Raw genomic sequence first — 20,013 nt, 5'->3', positions numbered from 1 at the left:
TTTCACACGCCATGAACCGCGACATGTGATCCTTGGTATGGATCACCACTGCGCAAAGGATGCTTGCATGCCCATCGTGACCCTGCCCGACGGCAGTCAGAAAACCTTCTCCGAATCCCTGACCGTGATGCAGTTGGCCGAGTCCATCGGCCCTGGCCTCGCCAAGGCATGCGTGGCCGGCAAGATCGACGGTGAGCCGGTCGATGCTGCCGATGTCATCGACCACGATGCCGAGGTGTCGATCATCACCGCCAAGGATGCCGAGGGGCTCGAGATCATTCGCCACTCCTGCGCCCACCTGATCGGCCATGCCGTCAAGCAGCTCTACCCCGAGGCCAAGATGGCCATCGGACCGGTGATCGAAGACGGCTTCTATTACGACATCGACTTCGGCCAGTCTGTCACGCCTGACGACCTGGCGACGATAGAAACGCGCATGAAAGCACTGATCGACCACGAGTACGACGTGGTGCGCGAGTACGCCGATCGCGACCAGGCGATGCTGACCTTCCTGCATCGCGACGAACCCTACAAGCAGGAGATCGTGCGCGAGATTCCCGAGGGGGAGACCATCCGTCTCTACCACCATGAGGAATACGTCGATATGTGCCGTGGGCCGCACGTGCCCAATACGCGCCACCTCAAGGCCTTCAAGCTGACCAAGCTGGCTGGCGCCTACTGGCGCGGCGATGCCGAGAAGCCGATGCTGACGCGCATCTACGGCACGGCCTGGGCCGACAAGAAGCAGCTCAAGGCCTACCTAAAGCGCCTCGAAGAGGCGGAGAAGCGCGACCACCGCAAACTGGCCAAGCGCATGAATCTCTTCCATCTCCAGGAAGAGGCGCCGGGCATGGTGTTCTGGCATCCCAACGGCTGGACCCTCTACCAGGCGCTCGAGCAATACATGCGCCGCGTGCAGATCGAGCACGGCTATCAGGAGATCAAGACGCCTCAGGTGGTGGATCTCTCGTTGTGGAAGAAATCCGGTCATTGGGGCCACTACAGTGAGCTGATGTTCACCACCGAGTCGGAAAAGCGCGAATACGCCGTCAAGCCGATGAATTGTCCCTGTCACGTGCAGGTCTTCAACCAGGGGCTGAAGAGCTATCGGGATCTTCCCTTGCGCCTGGCCGAATTCGGCAGCTGTCACCGCAACGAGCCTTCCGGCTCCCTGCATGGTCTGATGCGGGTACGGGCCTTCACTCAGGATGACGCTCACATCTTCTGTACCGAAGGCCAGATACAGGCCGAGGCCGAGGCCTTCATCGCGTTGACTCTGAAGGTGTATCGCGAGCTGGGCTTCGAGGACGTCGAGCTCAAGCTCTCGACGCGTCCCGAAGACGACTTCCTGGGCGAACCCGAGCTCTGGGATCGTGCGGAAGCCGGGTTGGAGGCGGCGCTGAATGCCACCGGACTCGATTGGGAGCTGCAGCCGGGGGAGGGCGCCTTCTATGGCCCCAAGATCGAGTTTTCCCTGCGCGACTGTCTCAATCGTGTCTGGCAGTGTGGTACCCTACAGCTCGATTTCAATCTGCCGGGGCGTTTAGGGGCGCAGTACGTCGACGAGGACGGCGAACGCAAGACGCCGGTCATGCTGCACCGGGCCATCCTGGGGTCGTTCGAGCGCTTCATCGGCATTCTGATCGAGCATTATGCCGGTGCCATGCCGCTTTGGCTGGCGCCCGAGCAGGCGGTGGTGATGACCATCACCGACGCTCAGCGCGATTATGCCCAGGATCTCGAGCAACGCCTGCAGAAAATCGGCCTGCGCGTCAAGGCGGACTTGAGGAACGAGAAGATCGGCTTTAAAATCCGCGAGCATACGTTGCAGAAAGTTCCCTATCTCCTGGTGGTAGGAGATAAGGAGGTCGAGGCCGACTCGGTCGCCGTGCGGACACGCAGTGGCGAGAACCTCGGTACCATGCCCGTCGATGGTCTCATCGATCGGCTGCGTGCCGAAGGTTGGTAAAGACAGAGTTGGCAACGGCATCGTCAATTACCGGAACGGAGACGGAACGATCAAGCGAAGCAACCCTAGAGGGCGTGTACAAGACAAGCGCCCCCCAATGAACGAGCGCATTACCGAGGATCAGGTTCGCCTGATCGACAGCGACGGCGAGCAGTTGGGCATCGTGCCCACCAGCGAGGCGCTGGAGCGTGCCGAAGCCGCCGGTATGGACCTCGTCCAGATTTCCAATGCCGATCCGATCGTCTGCAAGATCATGGATTACGGCAAGTTCGTCTTCGAGCAGAAGAAGCAGAAGGCGGCTCAAAAGAAGAAGACCAAGCAGATTCAGGTCAAGGAAGTCAAATTCCGGCCTAACACGGACGAGGGTGACTATCAGGTCAAGCTGAAGAACCTGACGCGTTTCCTCGAAAGTGGTGACAAGGGTAAGGTCACGCTGCGTTTCCGCGGTCGTGAAATGGCACACCAGGACATCGGCCGTCGGCTGATGGAGCGGGTGGCGGCCGATCTCGAAGAGATCGGTACCGTGGAATCCTTCCCCAAGATGGAAGGGCGCCAGATGATCATGATTCTTGCCCCCAAGAAGAAGTGATCCGAAGGCCCGTCAAACGGGTGGTCGGCGCTTGCGTCGGCCATCGGCCCCGGATTTTCTGAAAAATTCTCGAGCGGAGTTCATCTCATGCCGAAAATCAAGAGCAACAGTGGCGCTGCCAAGCGCTTCAAGAAGACGGCCAACGGCTTCAAGCACAAGCAGTCGTTTCGGAGCCACATCCTGACCAAGAAGTCCACCAAGCGGAAGCGTCAGCTGCGTGGTATGAAGCAGATCCACGACGCCGACAAGCAGCTCGTTCAGCGCATGCTGCCCAACCTCTGAACCTTGGTAGACCCTTTCAACGTCAGGAGTGAAACATGACTCGTGTCAAGCGTGGTGTCGTCGCTCGTCGTCGTCACAAGAAGATTCTCAAGCAGGCCAAGGGCTATTATGGTGCCCGTTCGCGCGTCTTTCGCGTGGCCAAGCAGGCGGTCATCAAGGCCGGCCAGTATGCCTATCGCGACCGTCGTCAGCGCAAGCGTCAGTTCCGCGCCCTGTGGATCCAGCGTATCAATGCCGGTGCACGCCAGCATGGCCTGTCCTACAGTCGGTTCGTGGGCGGTTTGAAAAAGGCCGGCATCGAGATCGACCGCAAGGTGCTGGCCGACCTGGCCGTTCACGAGAAGGCAGCGTTTGCCGCCATCGTCGAGAAGGCCAAGGCTGCCCAGTAAGTGGTGTCGACCGAGGGTGCCGGGTCGGCGCTGGCCGACCCGAACTGACGCCGATCCGTCACAGGGGAAGAGCAGCCGCTCTTCCCCTGTTTTTTTATCAGATTCGGAGCATAACGGATGGATCATCTTCCCACACTGGTTGCCGAGGCCCGCGAGGCGATTCAGGCTGCCGGGAGCATTTCGGCACTCGACGAGTTACGTGTGCACTACCTGGGCAAGAAGGGTGAGATCACCGCTCTGCTCAAGGGCCTCGGTGCTCTGCCTGCTGCCGAACGCCCGGTGGCGGGGGAACGCATCAACCAGGCCAAGCAGGCGCTCGCCGAGGAGCTCGACGTACGTCGCCAGGCGCTGGAGAAGGCCGAACTCGAGGCGCGTCTGGCTGACGAGCGCCTCGACGTGACCCTGCCAGGGCGAGGCCAGGCCAGCGGTGGGCTGCATCCGGTGACCATGACCCTGGAGCGCATCGAGGGGCTGTTCACCCGTGTTGGGTACGATGTGGCGGTGGGGCCGGAGATCGAAGACGACTATCATAACTTCGAAGCGCTCAACATCCCCGCTCACCATCCGGCCCGCGGCATGGCGGACACCTTCTACTTCGATGCCACCCGCCTGCTGCGTACCCATACCTCGCCGGTTCAGGTGCGCACCATGAAGGAGCAGGCGCCGCCGATCCGCATCGTCTGTCCGGGGCGAGTCTATCGCAGCGATTCCGACCTGACCCATACGCCGATGTTCCACCAGGTCGAGGGGCTGCTGGTCGATGAAGACGTCAGCTTCGCCGACCTCAAGGGCACCATCGAGGATTTCCTGCACGCCTTCTTCGAGCGTGACGATCTGTCGGTGCGCTTCCGGCCTTCTTACTTCCCTTTTACCGAACCCTCGGCCGAGGTCGATATTCAGTGCGTGATGTGCTCCGGCGATGGCTGCCGGGTGTGCGGTCACAGCGGCTGGTTGGAAGTGATGGGCTGCGGCATGGTGCATCCCGAAGTGTTCCGGCATTCGGGCATCGATGCGGAGCGCTACCAGGGCTTCGCTTTCGGCATGGGTGCCGAACGCCTGGCCATGTTGAGGTATGGGGTGAACGACTTGCGCCTGTTCTTCGACAACGATCTGCGCTTCCTGCGCCAATTCGCCTGAGCCGACTTCACTACACAGTACACGGGGTTCGTCATGAAATTTTCCGAACAGTGGCTGCGCGAGTGGGTGTCGCCGCAGCTGGATGTCCAGGGGTTGGCCGACCAGATTACCATGGCCGGCTTGGAAGTCGATGCCATCGAGCCGGCGGCCGCGCTTTTCTCGGGCGTTGTGGTGGGCGAGGTGGTGAGCAAGGAGCCCCATCCCAATGCCGATAAGCTGTCGCTTTGCCAGGTCGAGGACGGCAGCGGCGAGCTGGCGCAGGTGGTATGCGGGGCGCCCAACGTAGCGGCGGGGCAGAAGGTGCCCTTCGCTCGGGTCGGCGCCGTATTGCCTGGCGACTTCACCATCAAGAAGGCCAAGCTGCGCGGCGTCGAGTCGCGCGGCATGATCTGTTCCGCTTCCGAGCTGGGCATGGCCGAGGAGACGTCGAGCGGGATTCTCGAGCTGCCGGCCGATGCGCCGGTGGGCGAGGACTTTCGGGCCTGGATGGGCCTCGACGATCACTGCGTCGAGGTCGACCTCACTCCCAACCGCGGCGATTGCCTGAGCATCAAGGGCTTGGCTCGCGAAGTGGGGGTGCTCAATCGCCTGGCAGTGGAGGGGCCGAGCACTGAACCGGTGGCCTCTTGCCATGATGAGACCTTTGCGGTGCGCGTCGAGGATGCCGAGCGCTGCCCGCGCTACATCGGCCGGCTGATCAAGGGGGTCGACGTGACCGCCGAAACGCCGTTGTGGATGGTCGAGCGGCTGCGTCGCAGCGGTCTGCGCTCGATCGATGCGGTGGTCGATGTCACCAACTACGTGATGCTCGAGCTCGGCCAGCCGCTGCACGCCTTCGACCGTGCCAACCTCCAGGGTACCGTCATCGTGCGCCTGGCTCGCGAGGGCGAGCAGTTGGTGCTGCTCGACGGTCAGACCGTCGCCCTGCGCAATGACACCCTGGTGATCGCCGACGAGCGCGGCCCGCTGGCCATTGCTGGGGTCATGGGGGGCGAGCATTCCGGCGTGAACGCAGCCACGAGCGACATCTTTCTCGAGTCGGCGTTCTTCTCGGCCTTGGCGGTAGCCGGCCAAGCACGTACCTACGGCCTGCACACCGATGCCTCGCACCGATTCGAGCGCGGCGTCGACCCTCGGTTGACCAGCGAGGCAGTGGAGCGGGCCACATGGTTGCTCGTCGATATCGCGGGTGGGAAGCCCGGCCCGCTGGTGGAGGCGCGCAACGATGACCACCTGCCCGGTGAGCGTGAGGTGCGGTTGCGTGCGGCACGCCTCGAGCAGGCTCTCGGCAAGGGGCTGCCGGCGGAGGAGGTCGCCGACATTCTCGAGCGGTTGGGCATGGCGGTCACCGCCTCGGCCGATGGCTGGCAAATCCGCGTGCCGAGCTGGCGTTTCGACATCGCCATCGAAGAGGACCTCATCGAGGAGGTGGCGCGCATCCACGGCTACAATCGCCTGCCGGTACGGCGTCCCAAGGCCCGCCTGGGGTTGCGCGCCGACCATGAAGCCCGCGTGCCGCTCTCCCGCCTGCGTCGACAGATGGTGGCCCGCGGCTACCAGGAAGCCGTGACCTACAGCTTCGTAGCGCCCGAGCTGCAAGCGGTGCTGCTCCCCGATGCCGTGTCGCCGCGGCTGGCCAACCCGATTTCCAGCGACCTGTCGGTGATGCGCGCGAGCCTGTTTCCGGGGCTGGTGCGAGCGCTCGAATACAATCTCAATCGCCAGCAGAATCGGGTGCGCCTCTTCGAGGCTGGCCTGGTGTTTCGTGGGGAGCTGGATGCCCTCGAGCAAACGCCCATGCTGGGAGCCTTGGTGAGCGGGCCGCGCGAGCCGGAAGGCTGGGCCGGGGGCCGGGAGAGAGTCGATTTCTTCGACCTCAAGGGCGACCTGGAGAGCCTGATCGGTCTGGGCGGCGAGCCCGAGTCCTGGCGTTTCGAGCCCGCCGGGCATCCTGCGTTGCACCCCGGTCAAAGCGCGCGCATCCTCCATCGCGGCGAGGCGGTAGGCTGGATTGGTACCTTGCACCCTGGTGTAAGAGCCCGGCTGGGCCTGCGCAGCGATGCGCTGCTGTTCGAGGTACGCCAGGAGGCGCTGACTCAAGGCCGCATTGCCGCCTTCAGCCCCTTGTCGCGCTACCCGGAGGTGCGCCGCGACCTGGCGTTCCTGGTCGATGAGAGCCTGCCGGTCCAGGCGCTGCTGGATACGCTGCGCACCCATGCCGGTGAGTGGCTCACCGAAAGCCGGCTGTTCGATGTCTATCGGGGCAAGGGCGTACCCCAGGGCCGCAAGAGCGTGGCCTTGGGCTTGACCTGGCAGCATCCTTCGCGCACGCTGAATGACGAGGAAATCAATCAGTTGGTCGATGCCATCGTCGCCGAATCGCAGCAGCACCTGGGTGCCGAACTACGCGGTTGACGAGTTCCGCCATGGCGGATGACGCAAGGGCGCGACCGTTTTCGGTGGCGCCCTGTTCGTCGCACCGGCGACGGGGTGGACCGCCCACCATGAGGGAGACGACATGGGTGCGTTGACCAAGGCTGAGTTGGCCGAGCATCTCCACGCGGAACTGGGGCTCACCAAACGGGAGTCCAAGGCGATGGTGGAGACCTTTTTCGAGGAGATCCGTGCCTGTCTGCGCGAGAACGAGCAGGTCAAGCTGTCCGGTTTCGGTAACTTCGATCTGCGCGACAAGCGCGAGCGGCCGGGGCGCAACCCCAAGACCGGGGAGGAGATTCCCATTTCTGCGCGGCGGGTGGTGACCTTCCGCCCCGGACAGAAACTCAAGAGTCAGGTGGAGGGCTACGAAGGGCCGGCACCGCAATGACGACGGCTGTCATATGCCGCCGCCGCGCTCGATCAGCCAGGTGATGACGACCTTGAGAATGTAGCCCAGCATGCCGGCGCCAAGCACCACGAACAGCATCAGGGTGCCGAAGCGTCCGGCTTGGGATTGTTTTGCCAGATCCCAGATGATGAAGCCCATGAACAGGATCAAGCCACCGATCATGATCGGAGTGATCCAGGCTTCGAAGGTTGCTGTCATGCTGCCTCCCGTGAACGAAGTCCGAGCATTGTACTCGGACTTGATTGCGAGTGCATGATGATGCGCCAGCGGTGCGCGTCACGTCATTTTCCGATTAAAAACACTCAGGTATCCCCACGACATGCCGATGCTGAAAATCTTCGTTGGAACCATGTATGGCGGCGCCCTCGATGTTGCCGAACAAGTCAGCCCGCTGTTCGAGGCGGCTGGTTACGAGGTCGTCATTCTCGAGCAGCCGACCCTCGAAGATCTGGTCGACACTTCGCCGGAGCTGGCGTTGTTTTGCGTTTCCACCACCGGCAGCGGGGATTTCCCCGGCAACTTCGTGCCCTTTGCCCGCGCGCTCGACGAGCGGAGTCCTTCTCTGACCTGGCTGCGCTACGGATTGATCGCTTTGGGCGATAGTTCCTATGGCGAGACGTTCTGCGGCGCCGGCCGACGTCTCGACGAAATGCTCGCCGGTTTGGGCGCCAGCCGCCTGGGCGAGCGCCTGGAGGTCGATGCCATGGAGACCTTCATGGCCGATGACGCTGCCTTGCCCTGGGTAGAGGAGTGGATAGAGGATCAGCAGCTCAAGGTGGCCTGATGATGGCGCAACCGACCGCGGAGCGGTTCAGCCTCATGCTGGGGCTGCTCGTGCTGATGGTCGCCACCGTGCCACGCTACCTGGCCGGCGGCCATGACACCCGGCTGTCGCTGATTCTCATGGCACTGGTCGTGGTAGCCGTGGTCACGACGCTGAACTGGCGGCTTTTGGTAGCGGAGCAGCGCCGTCGGCTGCCGGCGCTGCTCAAGCGATTGGGACTGTGTCTGGTGGCTGGTGCGGTCGGCATGGCGCTGTGGCACGCCGTGATGAGCGATTGGCTCAGCTGGCAACTGCTGCTGGCTCACGGCGCGACGCTGGGGCTGCTGCTGCATGCGTTGTGGCTGTGGGGCAGGGCCTCCAGCGTCTAAGCTTTGTCCGAAAAGTCGTCGAGCGATGGACAGACAAGGCAAAAATCGGTGAAAAGACGGAGTTTACGTGGTGTAAATGAGTACTTTGAGCCGATTTTTAACGACGTATGACCGAGCGCAGGCAGTTTTCAGACAAAGCGTAGCACTCGCTGTCACTTCAGCGTATAGCAGGGCTCGTAGGCCTTGCCAGGCAACTTCATGCGGCCCTGGGCGACGAACGAGCCCAGCAGCTCGTCGAGGTGGCGCATCAGCTCGGGCTCGGCATGGAGCTGAAAGGGGCCATGGGCCTCGATCGCTCGCAGGCCCTGTTCCTTGACGTTGCCGGCCACGATGCCCGAAAAGGCACGGCGCAGATTGGCTGCCAGCTCGTGGACCGGCTGTTCGCGGTGCAGTGCCAGGCTGGCCATCGCCTGGTGGGTCGGCTCGAAAGGTGCCTGGAAGTCACGGGCGATGGTCAATCGCCAGTTGAAGTGGAAAGCATCCTGGTGAGTGAGGCGAAAGTCGGTGACCTCGTCGACACCCTTGCGCAGCGCACGAGCCACTTCGACGGGATCGTCGACGATGATGCGATACTTGTCGCGCACGGCGTCGCCGAGGGTGTAGCCGAGGAATTCGTCGATGCGGCGGAAGTAGTCGGCGGCGCTGGCCGGGCCGGTGAAGATCACCGGCATGGCCATGTCGACGTTGTCGGGATGCAGCAGAATTCCCAGCAGGTAGAGAATCTCCTCGGCAGTGCCGACGCCGCCAGGGAATACCACCATGCCATGTCCCACGCGGACGAAGGCTTCCAGACGCTTCTCGATGTCGGGCATCACTACCAGCTCGTTGACCAGTGGGTTGGGTGCCTCGGCAGCGATGATGCCGGGCTCCGAAATCCCCAGATAGCGGCCTTCACTGCGCCGCTGCTTGGCGTGAGCGACGTTGGCCCCCTTCATCGGGCCCTTCATGGCGCCCGGGCCGCAGCCGGTGCAGATGTCGAGGTCGCGCAGTCCCAGCTGATAGCCCACGTTCTTGGTGTAGTCGTACTCTTCCCGCGAGATCGAATGGCCACCCCAGCACACCACCATGCTGGGGTCGCGACCGGGCTGGAGAATGGCCGCCTTGCGCAGAATGTGGAAGACCGCGTTGGTGGTGCCCTCGCCGGTGGAGAGATCGAAGCGTTGGTGGGTCTGGATTTCGTTGTAGACGTAGACGATGTCGCGCAGCACCGAGGACAGGTGCTCGCGAATGCCGCGGATCATCTTGCCGTCGACGAAGGCTTCGGCGGGCGCGTTGCTGAGCTTGAGGCGGATGCCACGGTCCTGCTGGAGCACCTCGATGTCGAAATCGCGGTAGGTCTCCATCAGTGCCAGGCTGTCATCGGTCATGTTGCCGGAGCTGAGCACGGCGAGGGCGCAGCGTCGCAGCAGGTCATGGAGGCCCTTCTTGGAGGTGTCGCGCAGGCGATTCACCTCGTGCTGGGATAGCACCTCGAGGCTGCGTAGCGGTGAAACGGTGCTGGAGAGAGTGTCGGGCATGGAGCGTCCTTGTCGCGCGTCGTTCCGATGCGTCGTTGGCGGCCGCACTGCGTGCGGCGGGTCGGCAGCCGTCTCGATATCGCAGCGATGGCTCGCCGGTTCACGCATCGGAATCGGGAATGGTTCGTGTGTCGATGCTACCACGCCGCTCGGGTGGGCGCAGCGCTGCGTAGGCCGATGGGGCCTGCTAGAATGAGGCTTTCCGACAGCCGTCGAGGCGTCCTGCGAACCCCATGTTCAATGCTCAATACTTCCGCACCTTCGTCACCCTGGTCGAGACCGGCAGCTTCACCCGTACGGCTCAGCGCCTGGAGATGACTCAGCCCGGCGTCAGTCAGCACGTGCGCAAGTTGGAGCGCTACCTCGACAAGTCATTGCTGGATCGCCAGGGTCGGCGTTTCACGCTGACCGAGGCGGGCCGCCGAGCCTATGACTACGGGTTGCGTCTGTTCGCCGAGCATGAGCAGTTCCGCCATTCGCTGGATGACGATGCCCTGGACAGCGGTGAATGTCGCATCGCTTCACCGGGAAGCGTAGGGCTGATGCTCTACCCGTACATTCTCGGCCAGCAGCAGATGCATGCCGGGCTCACGGTGAACTACAGCTTCGCTTTCAGTCATGAAATCGTCGGCGACGTGCTCGCCGGTCGCTACGATCTGGGGATCGTGACCGAACCGGTGCGCCACCCCGATCTGGATTGCGTGCCGTGGCACCAGGAGGCCCTGTGCCTGGTGGTGCCGGCCGACTTCGCCGGCACCGGCCTCGCCGAGCTGATGGGGATCGGTTTCATCAATTACTCCGACGGCGTCAATCACGCCCGCAGCCTGCTGCGCAGCAACTTCCCCGAGGAGTTTCGCTCGATGGACCAGTTTCGGCGACAGGGCTTCACCAACGAGGTGAGCATGGTGCTGGATGCCGTGGCCCGTGGACTCGGCTTCACCGTCGTGTCGCGTCTGGTGCTGGAAACCTCGCCGTGGCAGCGTCAGGTCAAGGAGCTGGCGCTGTCACGACCGGAGTACGAAACACTGCACTTGGTGATCCGCGCCGGCACGCAGATGCCGCGTCGCTACGTACGGCTGCTCGAGGGTTTCCGCGAGCAGCGTCTGCAGGAGCTCTACGGCCACGGCGAACAGCCGGTGGATCTGGCCTGACAGGGGATGCCTGCCCCTCGCTAGTCGCGATACTCGTCGATGCTCGGGCAGGAGCAGATCAGTTGGCGGTCGCCCAGCACGTTGTCGACGCGGTTGACGGCCGGCCACACTTTGGCAGCCTTGACCGCGGCGGACGGAAACGCGCCCAGCTCACGGGAGTAGGGGCGCTGCCAGGCTTCATCCATCAGGTCGGCCATGGTATGCGGAGCGCGGACCAGTGGGTTGTCGTCGGCCGGCCACTCGCCATTTTCCACCTTCGCGATCTCCTCGCGGATGGCGATCATGGCATCGCCGAAGCGGTCCATCTCGAAGCGCGATTCCGACTCGGTAGGCTCCACCATCAGCGTGCCCGGTACCGGGAAGGACATGGTGGGGGCGTGGAAGCCGTAGTCCATCAGGCGCTTGGCAATGTCCTCCTCGGTGATGCCGGAAGCCGCCTTCAGGGGGCGGACGTCGACGATGCACTCGTGGGCTACGGTGCCGCCGTTGCCGCGGTAGAGTATCGGGTAGTGCGTTTCGAGCCGCTTGGCGATGTAGTTGGCGTTGAGGATGGCCAGCTCGGTGGCCTGGCGTAGTCCGCGCGCGCCCATCATCTTGATGTAGGCCCAGGAGATGGGAAGGATCGAGGCGCTGCCGAAGGCCGCTGCCGAGACGGCACCGCATTCGGCGTTGACCCCGTCGAGGGGCGTCACCACGTGGTTGGGCACAAAGGGTGCCAAGTGCGCCTTGACGCCGATGGGTCCCATGCCGGGGCCGCCGCCGCCGTGGGGAATGCAGAACGTCTTGTGCAGGTTGAGGTGGCTGACGTCGCCGCCGAAATCGCCGGGGCGGGTCAGGCCGACCTGGGCATTCATGTTGGCGCCGTCGATGTAGACCTGGCCGCCGTGGTCGTGGACGATACGGCACGCCTCGCGCACGCCCGCTTCGAAGACCCCGTGGGTGGAGGGATAGGTGAGCATGATCGCCGAGAGACGTTCGCTATGCTGCTCGGCCTTGTCACGCAGATCGGCGAGATCGATGTTGCCGTCGCTATCGCACTCCACGACCACGACCTTCATGTGGGCCATGGCGGCGGAGGCGGGGTTGGTGCCGTGGGCAGAGCTGGGGATCAGGCAGACGTCGCGCTGTTCCTCACCCTGGGCCGCCTGGTAGCGGCGAATGGCCACCAGCCCGGCGTATTCGCCCTGGGCGCCGGAGTTGGGCTGCATGGAGATGTGATCGTAGCCGGTCACCTCCACCAGGAAAGCGGCCAGCTCATTGATCATCTGCCGGTAGCCGGCCACCTGCTCCTTGGGAGCGAAGGGGTGAATGCGTGCGAATTCCGGCCAGGTGATGGGGACCATCTCGCTGGTGGCGTTGAGCTTCATGGTGCACGAGCCCAGCGGGATCATGGCGTGGGTGAGCGACAGGTCACGGTTCTCGAGCCGCTTCAGGTAGCGCAGCATTTCCGTCTCGCTGCGATAGTGCTGGAAGGTGGGGTGCTGGAGGAAGGGCGACTTGCGCTCGCAGCCCGCGGGAATCCCGCTCTTGCCGGCGCTCACTACCGCTTCGTCCAGCGCGGCGACCGACAGGTCGTGCTCTTCGCCGAGCAGCACGTCGAAGAGCGCATCCAGGTCGTGGGCGGTGGTGGTCTCGTCGAGGGAGACGCCGATGTCGCCGCCTGCGAAATAGCGCAGGTTGATCTCGTGGGTCATCGCCCGGCCATGGATCTTGCTGGCATCCACGCCGGTCAGGCGCAGGGTATCGAACCAGGTGTCGTGGGCCAGGCGCACGCCGTTACGGGTGAGCCCCTCGGCGAGGATGGTGGTCAGCCGGTGGATGCGCGTGGCGATGGTGGTCAGCCCCTCGGCGCCGTGGTAGACGGCATAGAAACCGGCAATGTTGGCCAGTAGCGCCTGGGCGGTACAGATGTTGGAAGTGGCTTTCTCGCGGCGAATGTGTTGCTCGCGAGTCTGCATGGCCATGCGCAGGGCGGTGTGGCCGCGGCTGTCCTGGGAGACGCCGATGATGCGCCCCGGAATCGATCGCTTGAGCTTGTCAGTGGTGGCGAAATAAGCGGCATGGGGGCCGCCGAACCCCATGGGCACGCCGAAGCGTTGGGTGTTGCCGACCACGATGTCGGCACCCAGTGCCCCCGGCTCGGCGAGCAGCACCAGGCTCATGATGTCGGCGGCCACGCAGGTCATGATGCCTTTTTCGCGGGCGCTGGCCAGTAGCGGGGTCAGGTCGCGGACTTCGCCGCTCTGGCCCGGATACTGCAGCAGGGCACCGAAGACGTCATGTGCGCCGATTTCATCGGCCGGTGCGACGATCAGCTCGTAGTCGAAGTAGTGGGCGCGGGTGCGCACTACGTCCAGGGTCTGCGGCAGTACGTCATCGGCGACGAAGAAGGCGTTGCTCTTGGCCTTCTTGTTGGCCCGTTTGCACAGCGCCATGGCCTCCGCGGCGGCGGTGGCCTCGTCCAGCAGTGACGCATTGGCCAGCTGCATGCCGGTCAGGTCCATGACCATCTGCTGGAAATTGAGCAGCCCCTCGAGACGGCCCTGGGCGATCTCCGGCTGGTAGGGCGTGTAGGCCGTGTACCAGCCGGGGTTCTCCAGCACGTTGCGCTGGATGACCGCCGGCACGTGCGTGTCGTGATACCCCTGGCCGATGTAGGTCTTGAAGACCTTGTTCTGGCGCGCCAGGCGCTGCAGGTAATCGAGCGCTTCGGGCTCGGTGCGCGGTGGATCGAGATGGAGTTCCCGTTCCAAACGGATGTCGTCGGGTACCGTGCGCGCCATTAACGCGTCGAGACTGTCGATGTCCAGTGTTGCCAGCATGGCGGCCACGTCGTCGGCGTCGGGGCCGTTGTGACGGCGGATGAAGGCATCGTGATCGGCCAGGTCGGCCAGGCGGCGGGTGTCATGAACCATGAAGCAACCTGTAGGCAGTTGGCGGCTAACGAATGGGGGCATGTCGGCTGTGACGGGCAGGCCCCCTGGGTGGGGGCCGCGACGGAGTCGGTCTCAGCCCTCGGCGTCGACCAGCGCCTGGTAGGCGTCGGCGTCGAGTAGCGCATCGATGTCGCTGGCATCGGCCAGGCGCACCTTCATGATCCAGCCGTCCTCGTAGGGAGTTTCGTTGACGGTCTCCGGTGCGTCTTCCAGCGCTTCGTTCACCTCGACGATATCGCCGGCCACCGGGGCGTAGAGATCGGACGCCGCTTTCACCGATTCGACCACCCCGAACTCGTCGCCCTTCGCCAGCGTTCGTCCCACGTCGGGTAGTTCCACGAACACCACGTCACCCAAGGCTTCCTGAGCGTGGTCGGTGATGCCGATGGTGGCGGTGCCGTCGCCATTATCCAGCACCCACTCATGGCTGTCGTTGTAGCGCAGGTTGGCAGGAATCGTGCTCATGCTGTTTTCCTATACGAAAAAGGTTTTCTGATGGGGTGAATGCTAACGCCATTGGCGGCTTTTGGCGAGCCTGACGTCGCGGGGCGGTGGCGTTGCGGTCACCCGCTCGACTCCTTCAGGGTGGCCTGAACGATCGTCGCCGTCCAGTCCGTGCCGTGCCGAGGTAGTCGGGCGTGGCGTACGGCTCGACAGCGGTGGGGCCGCTCACTAGGCTGAGTGTGGGTTCGTGGCTCCGGTGGGCCGGTGGCGCGAGCGGGCATTGTCGCACCAGGAATCATTGTTTCCGATACGAAACCCGCGGTACGCTCGCTCTGCCATCCGAGACGCCAGGCCAGTTTTCGTCAGGGTGGCATAATGTCGACAGATTCCGCTATCGTACGCCGGTTAGCCATGTCGAATGCGTTCGACCGAGGCATTCCAGCATTAAGATGGTCCGCCATGTCCGGTGGCGGCTCGACAATAAGTGCAACAACTCTAAAGGGAGACGTTCCGTGGAAACCTTGAACTCCATCTTCACTGCCATCAACGGCGTGGTCTGGGGGCCGTTGATGCTGATCCTGCTGCTCGGGGTCGGGATCTATCTGCAGCTCGGCCTGAAGCTGATGCCCATTCGCAAGTTGGGCATGGGCTTCAAACTCATGTGGCAGGGGCGTGATGACAAGCGTACCCCCGAAGGCGAAACCAAAGGTGAAGACGACGGTGAGATTTCGCCGTTCAATGCCCTGATGACGGCCCTTTCCGCCACCATCGGCACCGGCAACATCGCTGGTGTGGCGACGGCCATCGCCCTGGGGGGGCCGGGTGCCGTGTTCTGGATGTGGATCACCGCGCTGGTGGGCATGGCAACCAAGTTCGCCGAGGCCGTGTTGGCGGTGCGTTTCCGTGAAACCGACAGCACCGGCTATCACGTCGGCGGGCCCATGTTCTACATCAAGAACGGCCTGGGGCGTAAGTGGCTGTGGCTGGGGGGCGCCTTTGCGTTCTTCGGTGCCGTGGCGGCATTCGGTATCGGCAATACCGTGCAGTCCAACTCCGTGGCCGATGCGCTCGACTCCACCTTCGGGCTGCCGCACTGGGTGACCGGCGTGGTCATCATGGTGCTGGCCGCGGCGGTGATTCTGGGCGGCATCAAACGTATCGCCAAAGTGGCGGGTAAGCTGGTGCCGATCATGGGCATTGCCTATGTCGTAGCGGGTGTCATCGTGCTCGCCGTGAACGCCAGCCAGCTCGGCGAAGCCTTGAGCATGATCTTCTACTACGCCTTCAACCCCCATGCCGCCGTTGGCGGTTTCGCAGGTGCGGCGGTAATGGCGGCCATTCGTTTCGGTGTGGCACGCGGTATCTTCTCCAACGAAGCCGGCCTGGGCAGCGCACCCATCGCCCATGCTGCGGCCAAGACCAAGAACCCCGTTCGGCAGGGGCTGATCGCCATGCTGGGCACCTTTATCGACACCATCGTCGTGTGCACCATCACCGCACTGGTCATTCTCACCGCTACGGTATGGGAGACCGGCGAGGCGGGGGCTTCCCTGACCGCGCTCTCCTTCGACTCGGCCCTGCCGGGGGTCGGCAACCAGGTGGTTTCGCTGGCGCTGGCGATCTTCGCCTTCACTACCATTCTCGGCTGGTCCTTCTACGGCGAGAAGTGCTTCCAGTTCCTGTTCGGTACTCGCTCGATCATGCTCTATCGCGTGCTGTTCGTGTTGGCGATTCCGCTGGGTGCCATGGCCAACCTGGGCTTCATCTGGCTGATGGCCGATACGTTCAACGCCATGATGGCGATTCCCAACCTGATCGCTCTGGCGCTGCTGTCGCCGGTGGTCTTCAAAGTCACCAAGGACTACTTCGACGGCAAGGACGTGCTGCCGGGCGAAGAGCTGGACCACGACAAGTCCTGATGGTGCATGCCTAGCCATTTCGTCAGGCCTGGGAGGTGCCCCGAGCGGCACCTCCTTGCGTATGGGCCTGAATCACCCCGCTTTCGCAGAGGATTTCCCGATGAGCGAACTCAAACGTACCCCGCTTCATGGCCTCCACGAGGAGCTGGGAGGAAAGATGGTGCCTTTCGCGGGTTATGCCATGCCGGTGCAGTACCCGTTGGGCGTGAAGAAGGAGCATGAACATACCCGCACGGCTTGCGGTCTCTTCGATGTATCGCACATGGGGCAGGTGTCGTTGCGTGGGCCGCGCCCGGCCGAAGCGCTGGAAACGCTGGTGCCGGCGGACCTCGTGGGGCTGGTCGAGGGCATGCAGCGCTATGCGCTGTTCACGTCCCAGGATGGCGGCATTCTCGACGACCTGATGGTGGTCAATGCCGGCGATCATCTGTATCTGGTGGTCAACGCGGCGTGCAAGGATCAGGACATCGCCTTGTTGCAGACCGGCCTGGACGATGCGCACCGCGTGGAAGTGCTGGATCGGGGCCTGCTGGCGCTGCAAGGGCCTGATGCCGCCAAGGTCATGCAGCGGCTGTGTCCCGAGGCCTGCGAGATGGTGTTCATGCAGCACGGCCACTTTGCCATCGAAGGCATTCCGGTGTGGATCAGCCGCAGCGGCTACACCGGCGAGGATGGCTTCGAGATCTCGGTGCCGGCCGAGCAGAGCGAAGCGCTGGCCAGGTGTTTGCTGGCCGAACCGGAAGTGGAGCCGATCGGCCTTGGTGCGCGTGACTCGCTGCGGCTCGAAGCGGGCCTGTGCCTCTACGGCCACGACATCGATACCCAGACCACACCGGTGGAGGCCGGGCTGATCTGGGCGATCGGCAAACCGCGCCGCCGCGGCGGCGAGCGTCCCGGCGGCTTTCCCGGGGCCGACCTGATATTGCACCAGGTCGATGCCAAGGACCATCAGCGCAAGCGCGTCGGGCTGTTGGGCGAGGGGCGCGCTCCGGTACGCGAGGGCGCCGATCTCTACGATGCGGACGATCACCATATCGGCCACGTGACCTCCGGCGGCTTCGGGCCCAGTGTCGGCAAGCCCGTCGCCATGGGTTATGTCGCCATCGACCAGGCTGCTCCGGAGACCACCGTCTACGCTGAAGTGCGCGGCAAACGCTTGCCGATGACCGTGACCAAGATGCCGTTCGTCACGCCCGGTTACTATCGCGGCTGATTTTATACCGTTATCTATCAGGGTGACCTCAACGACGCCTCGTCCCGGCCGGGACGAGGCGTCGTTGCGTCAGGAGTGAGGATCGCTGTGAATCCAGCGAAAGGTCAGGCTGATGCGCCGCCCGAGGCGTTTGCGGGGAAGCAGCGCGTGCTGGAGCCGACGTTGCACGCCGCTGCCCATCAACAGCAGGCTGTCGTGGGGTAGCCAGACGTTGAAGGGCGTGCCTTCTCCGTGTCGCCAGCGGAAGCGCAGCGGGCGTTCGGCGCCCAGCGACACCGCGGCGATCAGTGGGTCGCTGCCCAGCTCCGACTCGTCGTCGCTGTGCCAGCCCATGCGCTCCTCGCCGCCGGCGTAGCGGTTGAGCAGTACGCTGTTGAAGGCTGCCGGCACGCCTGCCTCGGCGAGACGAGCCGTCACGGACTCGCGAATCTCGGCGACCAGGGGGTGCCATGGCTCGGGGGCGAAATCGCTGCCGGAGTAGCGATAGCGGGCATCGGCGTCTCCCATCCATACCTGCTGTCGAGGTATCGAGTGCAGCTTGCCGTAGAGGCGAAGCTGCGGCCGCTGCCAGGCCAGCTCACGGTCGAGACGCTCGAGTGCCACGCTTGCCGCGGTCTCTCCCAGCAGGCCGTCGTAGCGCACCAGTGGCGGCGACTCGAGAAGTCGTGTCGTATTCCTGACAGTGGCGTGAGGCATGGCGTCAGCGTAGCACGCGCTGCGGGTCGATGGGCTTGCCGCCATGGCGCAGGTCGAACAGCAAGTCGTGGCGTTCGGTGGCATTGCTGTAACCCACTTCGCAAACTGGAGTGCCTTGCGAAACCCGGGTGCCTTCCTCCACGCTCAGGCTATCGCACAGGGCATACACGCTCTGCAGATTGCCGTCATGGTGGACGATGACGACCCGGCCGAGCTGGCGCATGCTACCGGAAAATCGAACGTCGCCATCGGCAACTGCCTTGGCTTTGGCGCCTCGCTGCGTGGCGAGCAGCATGGGTTGCAGGGTGCCGTGACTGTCGGTGCCGTAGCGACGGACGATGCGGTAGTCATCGAGTGGCCAGGGCCAGCCGCTGGCCGAGGCGGGCAGCGATCCGCTTGGCTTGGCAGCGGTGCTGGTCGTGCTCTTCTTGCTGCTGGCGCGCTGCGAGGCCGCCTGGTTCGAGGCGGCGGTCTTGGGTGCGGCACCCCCGGCGAGCGGTACCTGGACGATTTGCCCGATGCGCAAGCCGCGCGGGTCGGTGCCCGGGTTGGCATTCTGAATGCGCCCGGGCGTGGTCCCGAAGCGTCGGGCGATGCCGGCATAAGTGTCTCCCGGGCGAATCTGATAGCGGTAAGGTCCTCCGGACGGTGCCCTTTCGCGCTGGGTGGGAACCAGCAACCGCTGACCCACGGCCAGGTGCCGGGCATCCACCCCGGGGTTGAATCGGGTTAGCCGCTCGAGGGGAACGTCGGCGCGTCGTGCGATGGCGCCCAGCGTGTCGCCGCGCTGAACGGTGACCCAACGTCCGGCGATGCCGGGGTCGCCGGCTCGCTGAACGTCACCGCCTCGCCCGGCACAGGCGCCGAGCAGCAGCATTGCCAACAGCGCTATCGCGAGTCGAGTGCCGCGTCCTTTTCCTGCCACAGGGCATTCAGCCATGAATGGAAGCGTTCCTTGTAATCCGGGTCGTCATGATAGCTGCCCTGAGCCATCCAAGTGGGCACCGCCAATCGTTGGGCGCTGAGCGTTACCGGTCCTTCGCGACCGCACAGAAACCCCCAGAAAGTGGGGTTGGGGTTGGCGTAGCGGAGCGTGACATCGAGGATACCGCCCAAGCGGTCTCCGAGCAGGCTGACGACCTGGGCGATGCCGCCGGCTCGCGGGCGTAGCAGGTGGCGGTATGGCGAAGCTTGGGCAGCCTGCTTGGCGGGGGTGAATCGGGTGCCTTCGACGAAGTTGTAAATGGCGATGGGGCGTTCTCGAGCATGACGGCACATGCGTTCGGTGGCTTCGCGGTCGCGGCGTGCCAAGTGAGGGTGGCGCTCGCGCTGTTCGCGTGTCAGACGCCGTAGCATGGGAAATTCCAGTGCCCAGAAGGCCAGGCCGACGATGGGTACCCAGATCAGTTGGCGTTTGACGAAGAAGTGCGGCATCGGCAGGCGGCGGTGAAGCGCGAAGAAGAGCAGGAAGATATCCGTCCAGCAGCGATGATTGGAGAGGACCAGCCACCAGCGCTCCGAGGACAGCCCGTCGGGTAGTTCCATGCTCAGTTGAGGTTTCAGCCAGTGGCGCATCCACCACAGGTTGCAGCCTACCCAGTTGAGGGCAACGCCGCTCAGCCCTCGGACCACCAGGCGCCGCAGAGGTCGCCCCGGGGTGATCAGCTTGATGGCCGTGAGGAGAACGAGCGGAACGCCCCAGCCCAGTGTGGTGATGACCAGTAGCAGCACGCTGACCAGCCCCTTGAGGGTCGACATGCCACGCTCCTTGCAG

General features: G+C 63.9%; 19 protein-coding genes. 12 read left to right on the top strand and 7 right to left on the bottom strand.

Annotated features, from left to right (window positions below; all coding sequences use genetic code 11):
- Window positions 1–67 precede the first annotated feature (67 nt).
- From thrS to ihfA, 7 genes are all read left to right on the top strand, one after another.
- Window positions 68–1,969, top strand: a complete 1,902-nt coding sequence (thrS, locus tag GFD32_RS07260; RefSeq protein ID WP_163575885.1) for a threonine--tRNA ligase — start codon at window positions 68–70, stop codon at window positions 1,967–1,969.
- The gene (infC, locus tag GFD32_RS07255; protein WP_455429260.1) at window positions 1,953–2,558 is read left to right on the top strand and encodes a translation initiation factor IF-3; all 606 of its coding nucleotides are present in this window, start codon (window positions 1,953–1,955) and stop codon (window positions 2,556–2,558) included. The genes thrS and infC overlap by 17 nt, the downstream gene beginning before the upstream one ends.
- A gap of 87 nt (window positions 2,559–2,645) precedes the next feature.
- Entirely contained in the window at window positions 2,646–2,840 is a 195-nt protein-coding gene (gene rpmI, locus GFD32_RS07250) for a 50S ribosomal protein L35 (RefSeq protein ID WP_016854829.1), read from the top strand.
- Between the two features lie 35 nt (window positions 2,841–2,875).
- Complete coding sequence (gene rplT, locus GFD32_RS07245; protein WP_021817421.1) at window positions 2,876–3,229, top strand: 50S ribosomal protein L20; 354 nt, start codon at window positions 2,876–2,878, stop codon at window positions 3,227–3,229.
- 117 nt (window positions 3,230–3,346) lie between these two features.
- The gene (gene pheS, locus GFD32_RS07240) at window positions 3,347–4,366 is read left to right on the top strand and encodes a phenylalanine--tRNA ligase subunit alpha (protein WP_163575883.1); all 1,020 of its coding nucleotides are present in this window, start codon (window positions 3,347–3,349) and stop codon (window positions 4,364–4,366) included.
- Between the two features lie 33 nt (window positions 4,367–4,399).
- A complete protein-coding gene (pheT, locus tag GFD32_RS07235; RefSeq protein WP_163575882.1) occupies window positions 4,400–6,781 on the top strand; it encodes a phenylalanine--tRNA ligase subunit beta in 2,382 nt (793 codons plus the stop codon).
- A 103-nt stretch (window positions 6,782–6,884) separates the two neighbouring features.
- Window positions 6,885–7,190, top strand: a complete 306-nt coding sequence (ihfA, locus tag GFD32_RS07230; protein WP_163575881.1) for an integration host factor subunit alpha — start codon at window positions 6,885–6,887, stop codon at window positions 7,188–7,190.
- A gap of 9 nt (window positions 7,191–7,199) precedes the next feature.
- On the opposite strand, the gene GFD32_RS07225 is transcribed toward ihfA, so the two are convergent.
- A complete protein-coding gene (locus tag GFD32_RS07225; RefSeq protein ID WP_163575880.1) occupies window positions 7,200–7,409 on the bottom strand; it encodes a DUF2788 domain-containing protein in 210 nt (69 codons plus the stop codon).
- A 121-nt stretch (window positions 7,410–7,530) separates the two neighbouring features.
- On the opposite strand from GFD32_RS07225, the gene GFD32_RS07220 reads away from it, so the two are divergent.
- Together GFD32_RS07220 and GFD32_RS07215 are read left to right on the top strand one after the other, a co-directional pair.
- Window positions 7,531–7,995 (top strand): flavodoxin domain-containing protein, encoded by a 465-nt coding sequence (locus GFD32_RS07220; protein WP_163575879.1) that lies wholly within the window; start codon window positions 7,531–7,533, stop codon window positions 7,993–7,995.
- The gene (locus GFD32_RS07215; RefSeq protein ID WP_163575878.1) at window positions 7,995–8,363 is read left to right on the top strand and encodes a hypothetical protein; all 369 of its coding nucleotides are present in this window, start codon (window positions 7,995–7,997) and stop codon (window positions 8,361–8,363) included. The genes GFD32_RS07220 and GFD32_RS07215 overlap by 1 nt, the downstream gene beginning before the upstream one ends.
- 152 nt (window positions 8,364–8,515) lie before the next feature.
- Here GFD32_RS07215 and ppnN read toward each other — a convergent pair whose 3' ends face one another.
- Window positions 8,516–9,880 (bottom strand): nucleotide 5'-monophosphate nucleosidase PpnN, encoded by a 1,365-nt coding sequence (gene ppnN, locus GFD32_RS07210; RefSeq protein ID WP_163575877.1) that lies wholly within the window; start codon window positions 9,878–9,880, stop codon window positions 8,516–8,518.
- 233 nt (window positions 9,881–10,113) lie between these two features.
- On the opposite strand from ppnN, the gene GFD32_RS07205 reads away from it, so the two are divergent.
- A complete protein-coding gene (locus GFD32_RS07205) occupies window positions 10,114–11,031 on the top strand; it encodes a LysR family transcriptional regulator (protein WP_163575876.1) in 918 nt (305 codons plus the stop codon).
- A gap of 20 nt (window positions 11,032–11,051) precedes the next feature.
- Here GFD32_RS07205 and gcvP read toward each other — a convergent pair whose 3' ends face one another.
- Window positions 11,052–13,946, bottom strand: coding sequence for an aminomethyl-transferring glycine dehydrogenase (gene gcvP, locus GFD32_RS07200; RefSeq protein ID WP_163575875.1), 2,895 nt, complete (start codon window positions 13,944–13,946; stop codon window positions 11,052–11,054).
- Between the two features lie 93 nt (window positions 13,947–14,039).
- Entirely contained in the window at window positions 14,040–14,432 is a 393-nt protein-coding gene (gene gcvH / locus GFD32_RS07195) for a glycine cleavage system protein GcvH (protein WP_163575874.1), read from the bottom strand.
- Window positions 14,433–14,923: 491 nt separating this feature from the next.
- Here gcvH and GFD32_RS07190 point away from each other — a divergent pair, with 491 nt between their 5' ends.
- On the top strand, window positions 14,924–16,330 hold the full coding sequence (locus GFD32_RS07190) for an alanine/glycine:cation symporter family protein (RefSeq protein WP_163575873.1): 1,407 nt from the start codon (window positions 14,924–14,926) through the stop codon (window positions 16,328–16,330).
- 100 nt (window positions 16,331–16,430) lie between these two features.
- Entirely contained in the window at window positions 16,431–17,543 is a 1,113-nt protein-coding gene (gcvT, locus tag GFD32_RS07185; protein ID WP_163575872.1) for a glycine cleavage system aminomethyltransferase GcvT, read from the top strand.
- 69 nt (window positions 17,544–17,612) lie between these two features.
- Here the strand turns inward: gcvT and GFD32_RS07180 are convergent, their stop codons facing one another.
- From GFD32_RS07180 to GFD32_RS07170, 3 genes are read right to left on the bottom strand one after another with little or no spacing between them, the layout of a single operon-like run.
- Window positions 17,613–18,239, bottom strand: coding sequence for an alpha-ketoglutarate-dependent dioxygenase AlkB family protein (locus GFD32_RS07180; protein ID WP_163575871.1), 627 nt, complete (start codon window positions 18,237–18,239; stop codon window positions 17,613–17,615).
- A gap of 4 nt (window positions 18,240–18,243) precedes the next feature.
- Window positions 18,244–19,179, bottom strand: coding sequence for a LysM peptidoglycan-binding domain-containing protein (locus tag GFD32_RS07175; RefSeq protein WP_163575870.1), 936 nt, complete (start codon window positions 19,177–19,179; stop codon window positions 18,244–18,246).
- Window positions 19,128–19,997: an acyltransferase gene (locus tag GFD32_RS07170; RefSeq protein ID WP_163575869.1), complete on the bottom strand. Its 870-nt coding sequence runs from the start codon at window positions 19,995–19,997 to the stop codon at window positions 19,128–19,130. The genes GFD32_RS07175 and GFD32_RS07170 overlap by 52 nt, the downstream gene beginning before the upstream one ends.
- Window positions 19,998–20,013 lie beyond the last annotated feature (16 nt).

Source organism: Halomonas faecis, assembly GCF_010993975.1.
Lineage (GTDB): Bacteria > Pseudomonadota > Gammaproteobacteria > Pseudomonadales > Halomonadaceae > Halomonas > Halomonas faecis.
Note: the sequence above shows the minus strand (reverse complement) of the source record. Positions and strands in the feature narration are given on the sequence as shown.

Excerpts from the sequence above, each read along its gene's own strand:
- GFD32_RS07215 (WP_163575878.1), top strand. The coding sequence starts at position 7,995 with ATGATGGCGCAACCGACCGCGGAGCGGTTCAGCCTCATGCTGGGGCTG.
- gcvH (WP_163575874.1), bottom strand. The coding sequence starts at position 14,432 with ATGAGCACGATTCCTGCCAACCTGCGCTACAACGACAGCCATGAGTGG.
- GFD32_RS07225 (WP_163575880.1), bottom strand. The coding sequence starts at position 7,409 with ATGACAGCAACCTTCGAAGCCTGGATCACTCCGATCATGATCGGTGGC.
- rpmI (WP_016854829.1), top strand. The coding sequence starts at position 2,646 with ATGCCGAAAATCAAGAGCAACAGTGGCGCTGCCAAGCGCTTCAAGAAG.
- ppnN (WP_163575877.1), bottom strand. The coding sequence starts at position 9,880 with ATGCCCGACACTCTCTCCAGCACCGTTTCACCGCTACGCAGCCTCGAG.
- ihfA (WP_163575881.1), top strand. The coding sequence starts at position 6,885 with ATGGGTGCGTTGACCAAGGCTGAGTTGGCCGAGCATCTCCACGCGGAA.
- gcvP (WP_163575875.1), bottom strand. The coding sequence starts at position 13,946 with ATGGTTCATGACACCCGCCGCCTGGCCGACCTGGCCGATCACGATGCC.
- pheS (WP_163575883.1), top strand. The coding sequence starts at position 3,347 with ATGGATCATCTTCCCACACTGGTTGCCGAGGCCCGCGAGGCGATTCAG.
- GFD32_RS07175 (WP_163575870.1), bottom strand. The coding sequence starts at position 19,179 with ATGGCTGAATGCCCTGTGGCAGGAAAAGGACGCGGCACTCGACTCGCG.
- GFD32_RS07180 (WP_163575871.1), bottom strand. The coding sequence starts at position 18,239 with ATGCCTCACGCCACTGTCAGGAATACGACACGACTTCTCGAGTCGCCG.
- GFD32_RS07220 (WP_163575879.1), top strand. The coding sequence starts at position 7,531 with ATGCCGATGCTGAAAATCTTCGTTGGAACCATGTATGGCGGCGCCCTC.
- rplT (WP_021817421.1), top strand. The coding sequence starts at position 2,876 with ATGACTCGTGTCAAGCGTGGTGTCGTCGCTCGTCGTCGTCACAAGAAG.
- GFD32_RS07205 (WP_163575876.1), top strand. The coding sequence starts at position 10,114 with ATGTTCAATGCTCAATACTTCCGCACCTTCGTCACCCTGGTCGAGACC.
- thrS (WP_163575885.1), top strand. The coding sequence starts at position 68 with ATGCCCATCGTGACCCTGCCCGACGGCAGTCAGAAAACCTTCTCCGAA.
- gcvT (WP_163575872.1), top strand. The coding sequence starts at position 16,431 with ATGAGCGAACTCAAACGTACCCCGCTTCATGGCCTCCACGAGGAGCTG.
- GFD32_RS07170 (WP_163575869.1), bottom strand. The coding sequence starts at position 19,997 with ATGTCGACCCTCAAGGGGCTGGTCAGCGTGCTGCTACTGGTCATCACC.
- pheT (WP_163575882.1), top strand. The coding sequence starts at position 4,400 with ATGAAATTTTCCGAACAGTGGCTGCGCGAGTGGGTGTCGCCGCAGCTG.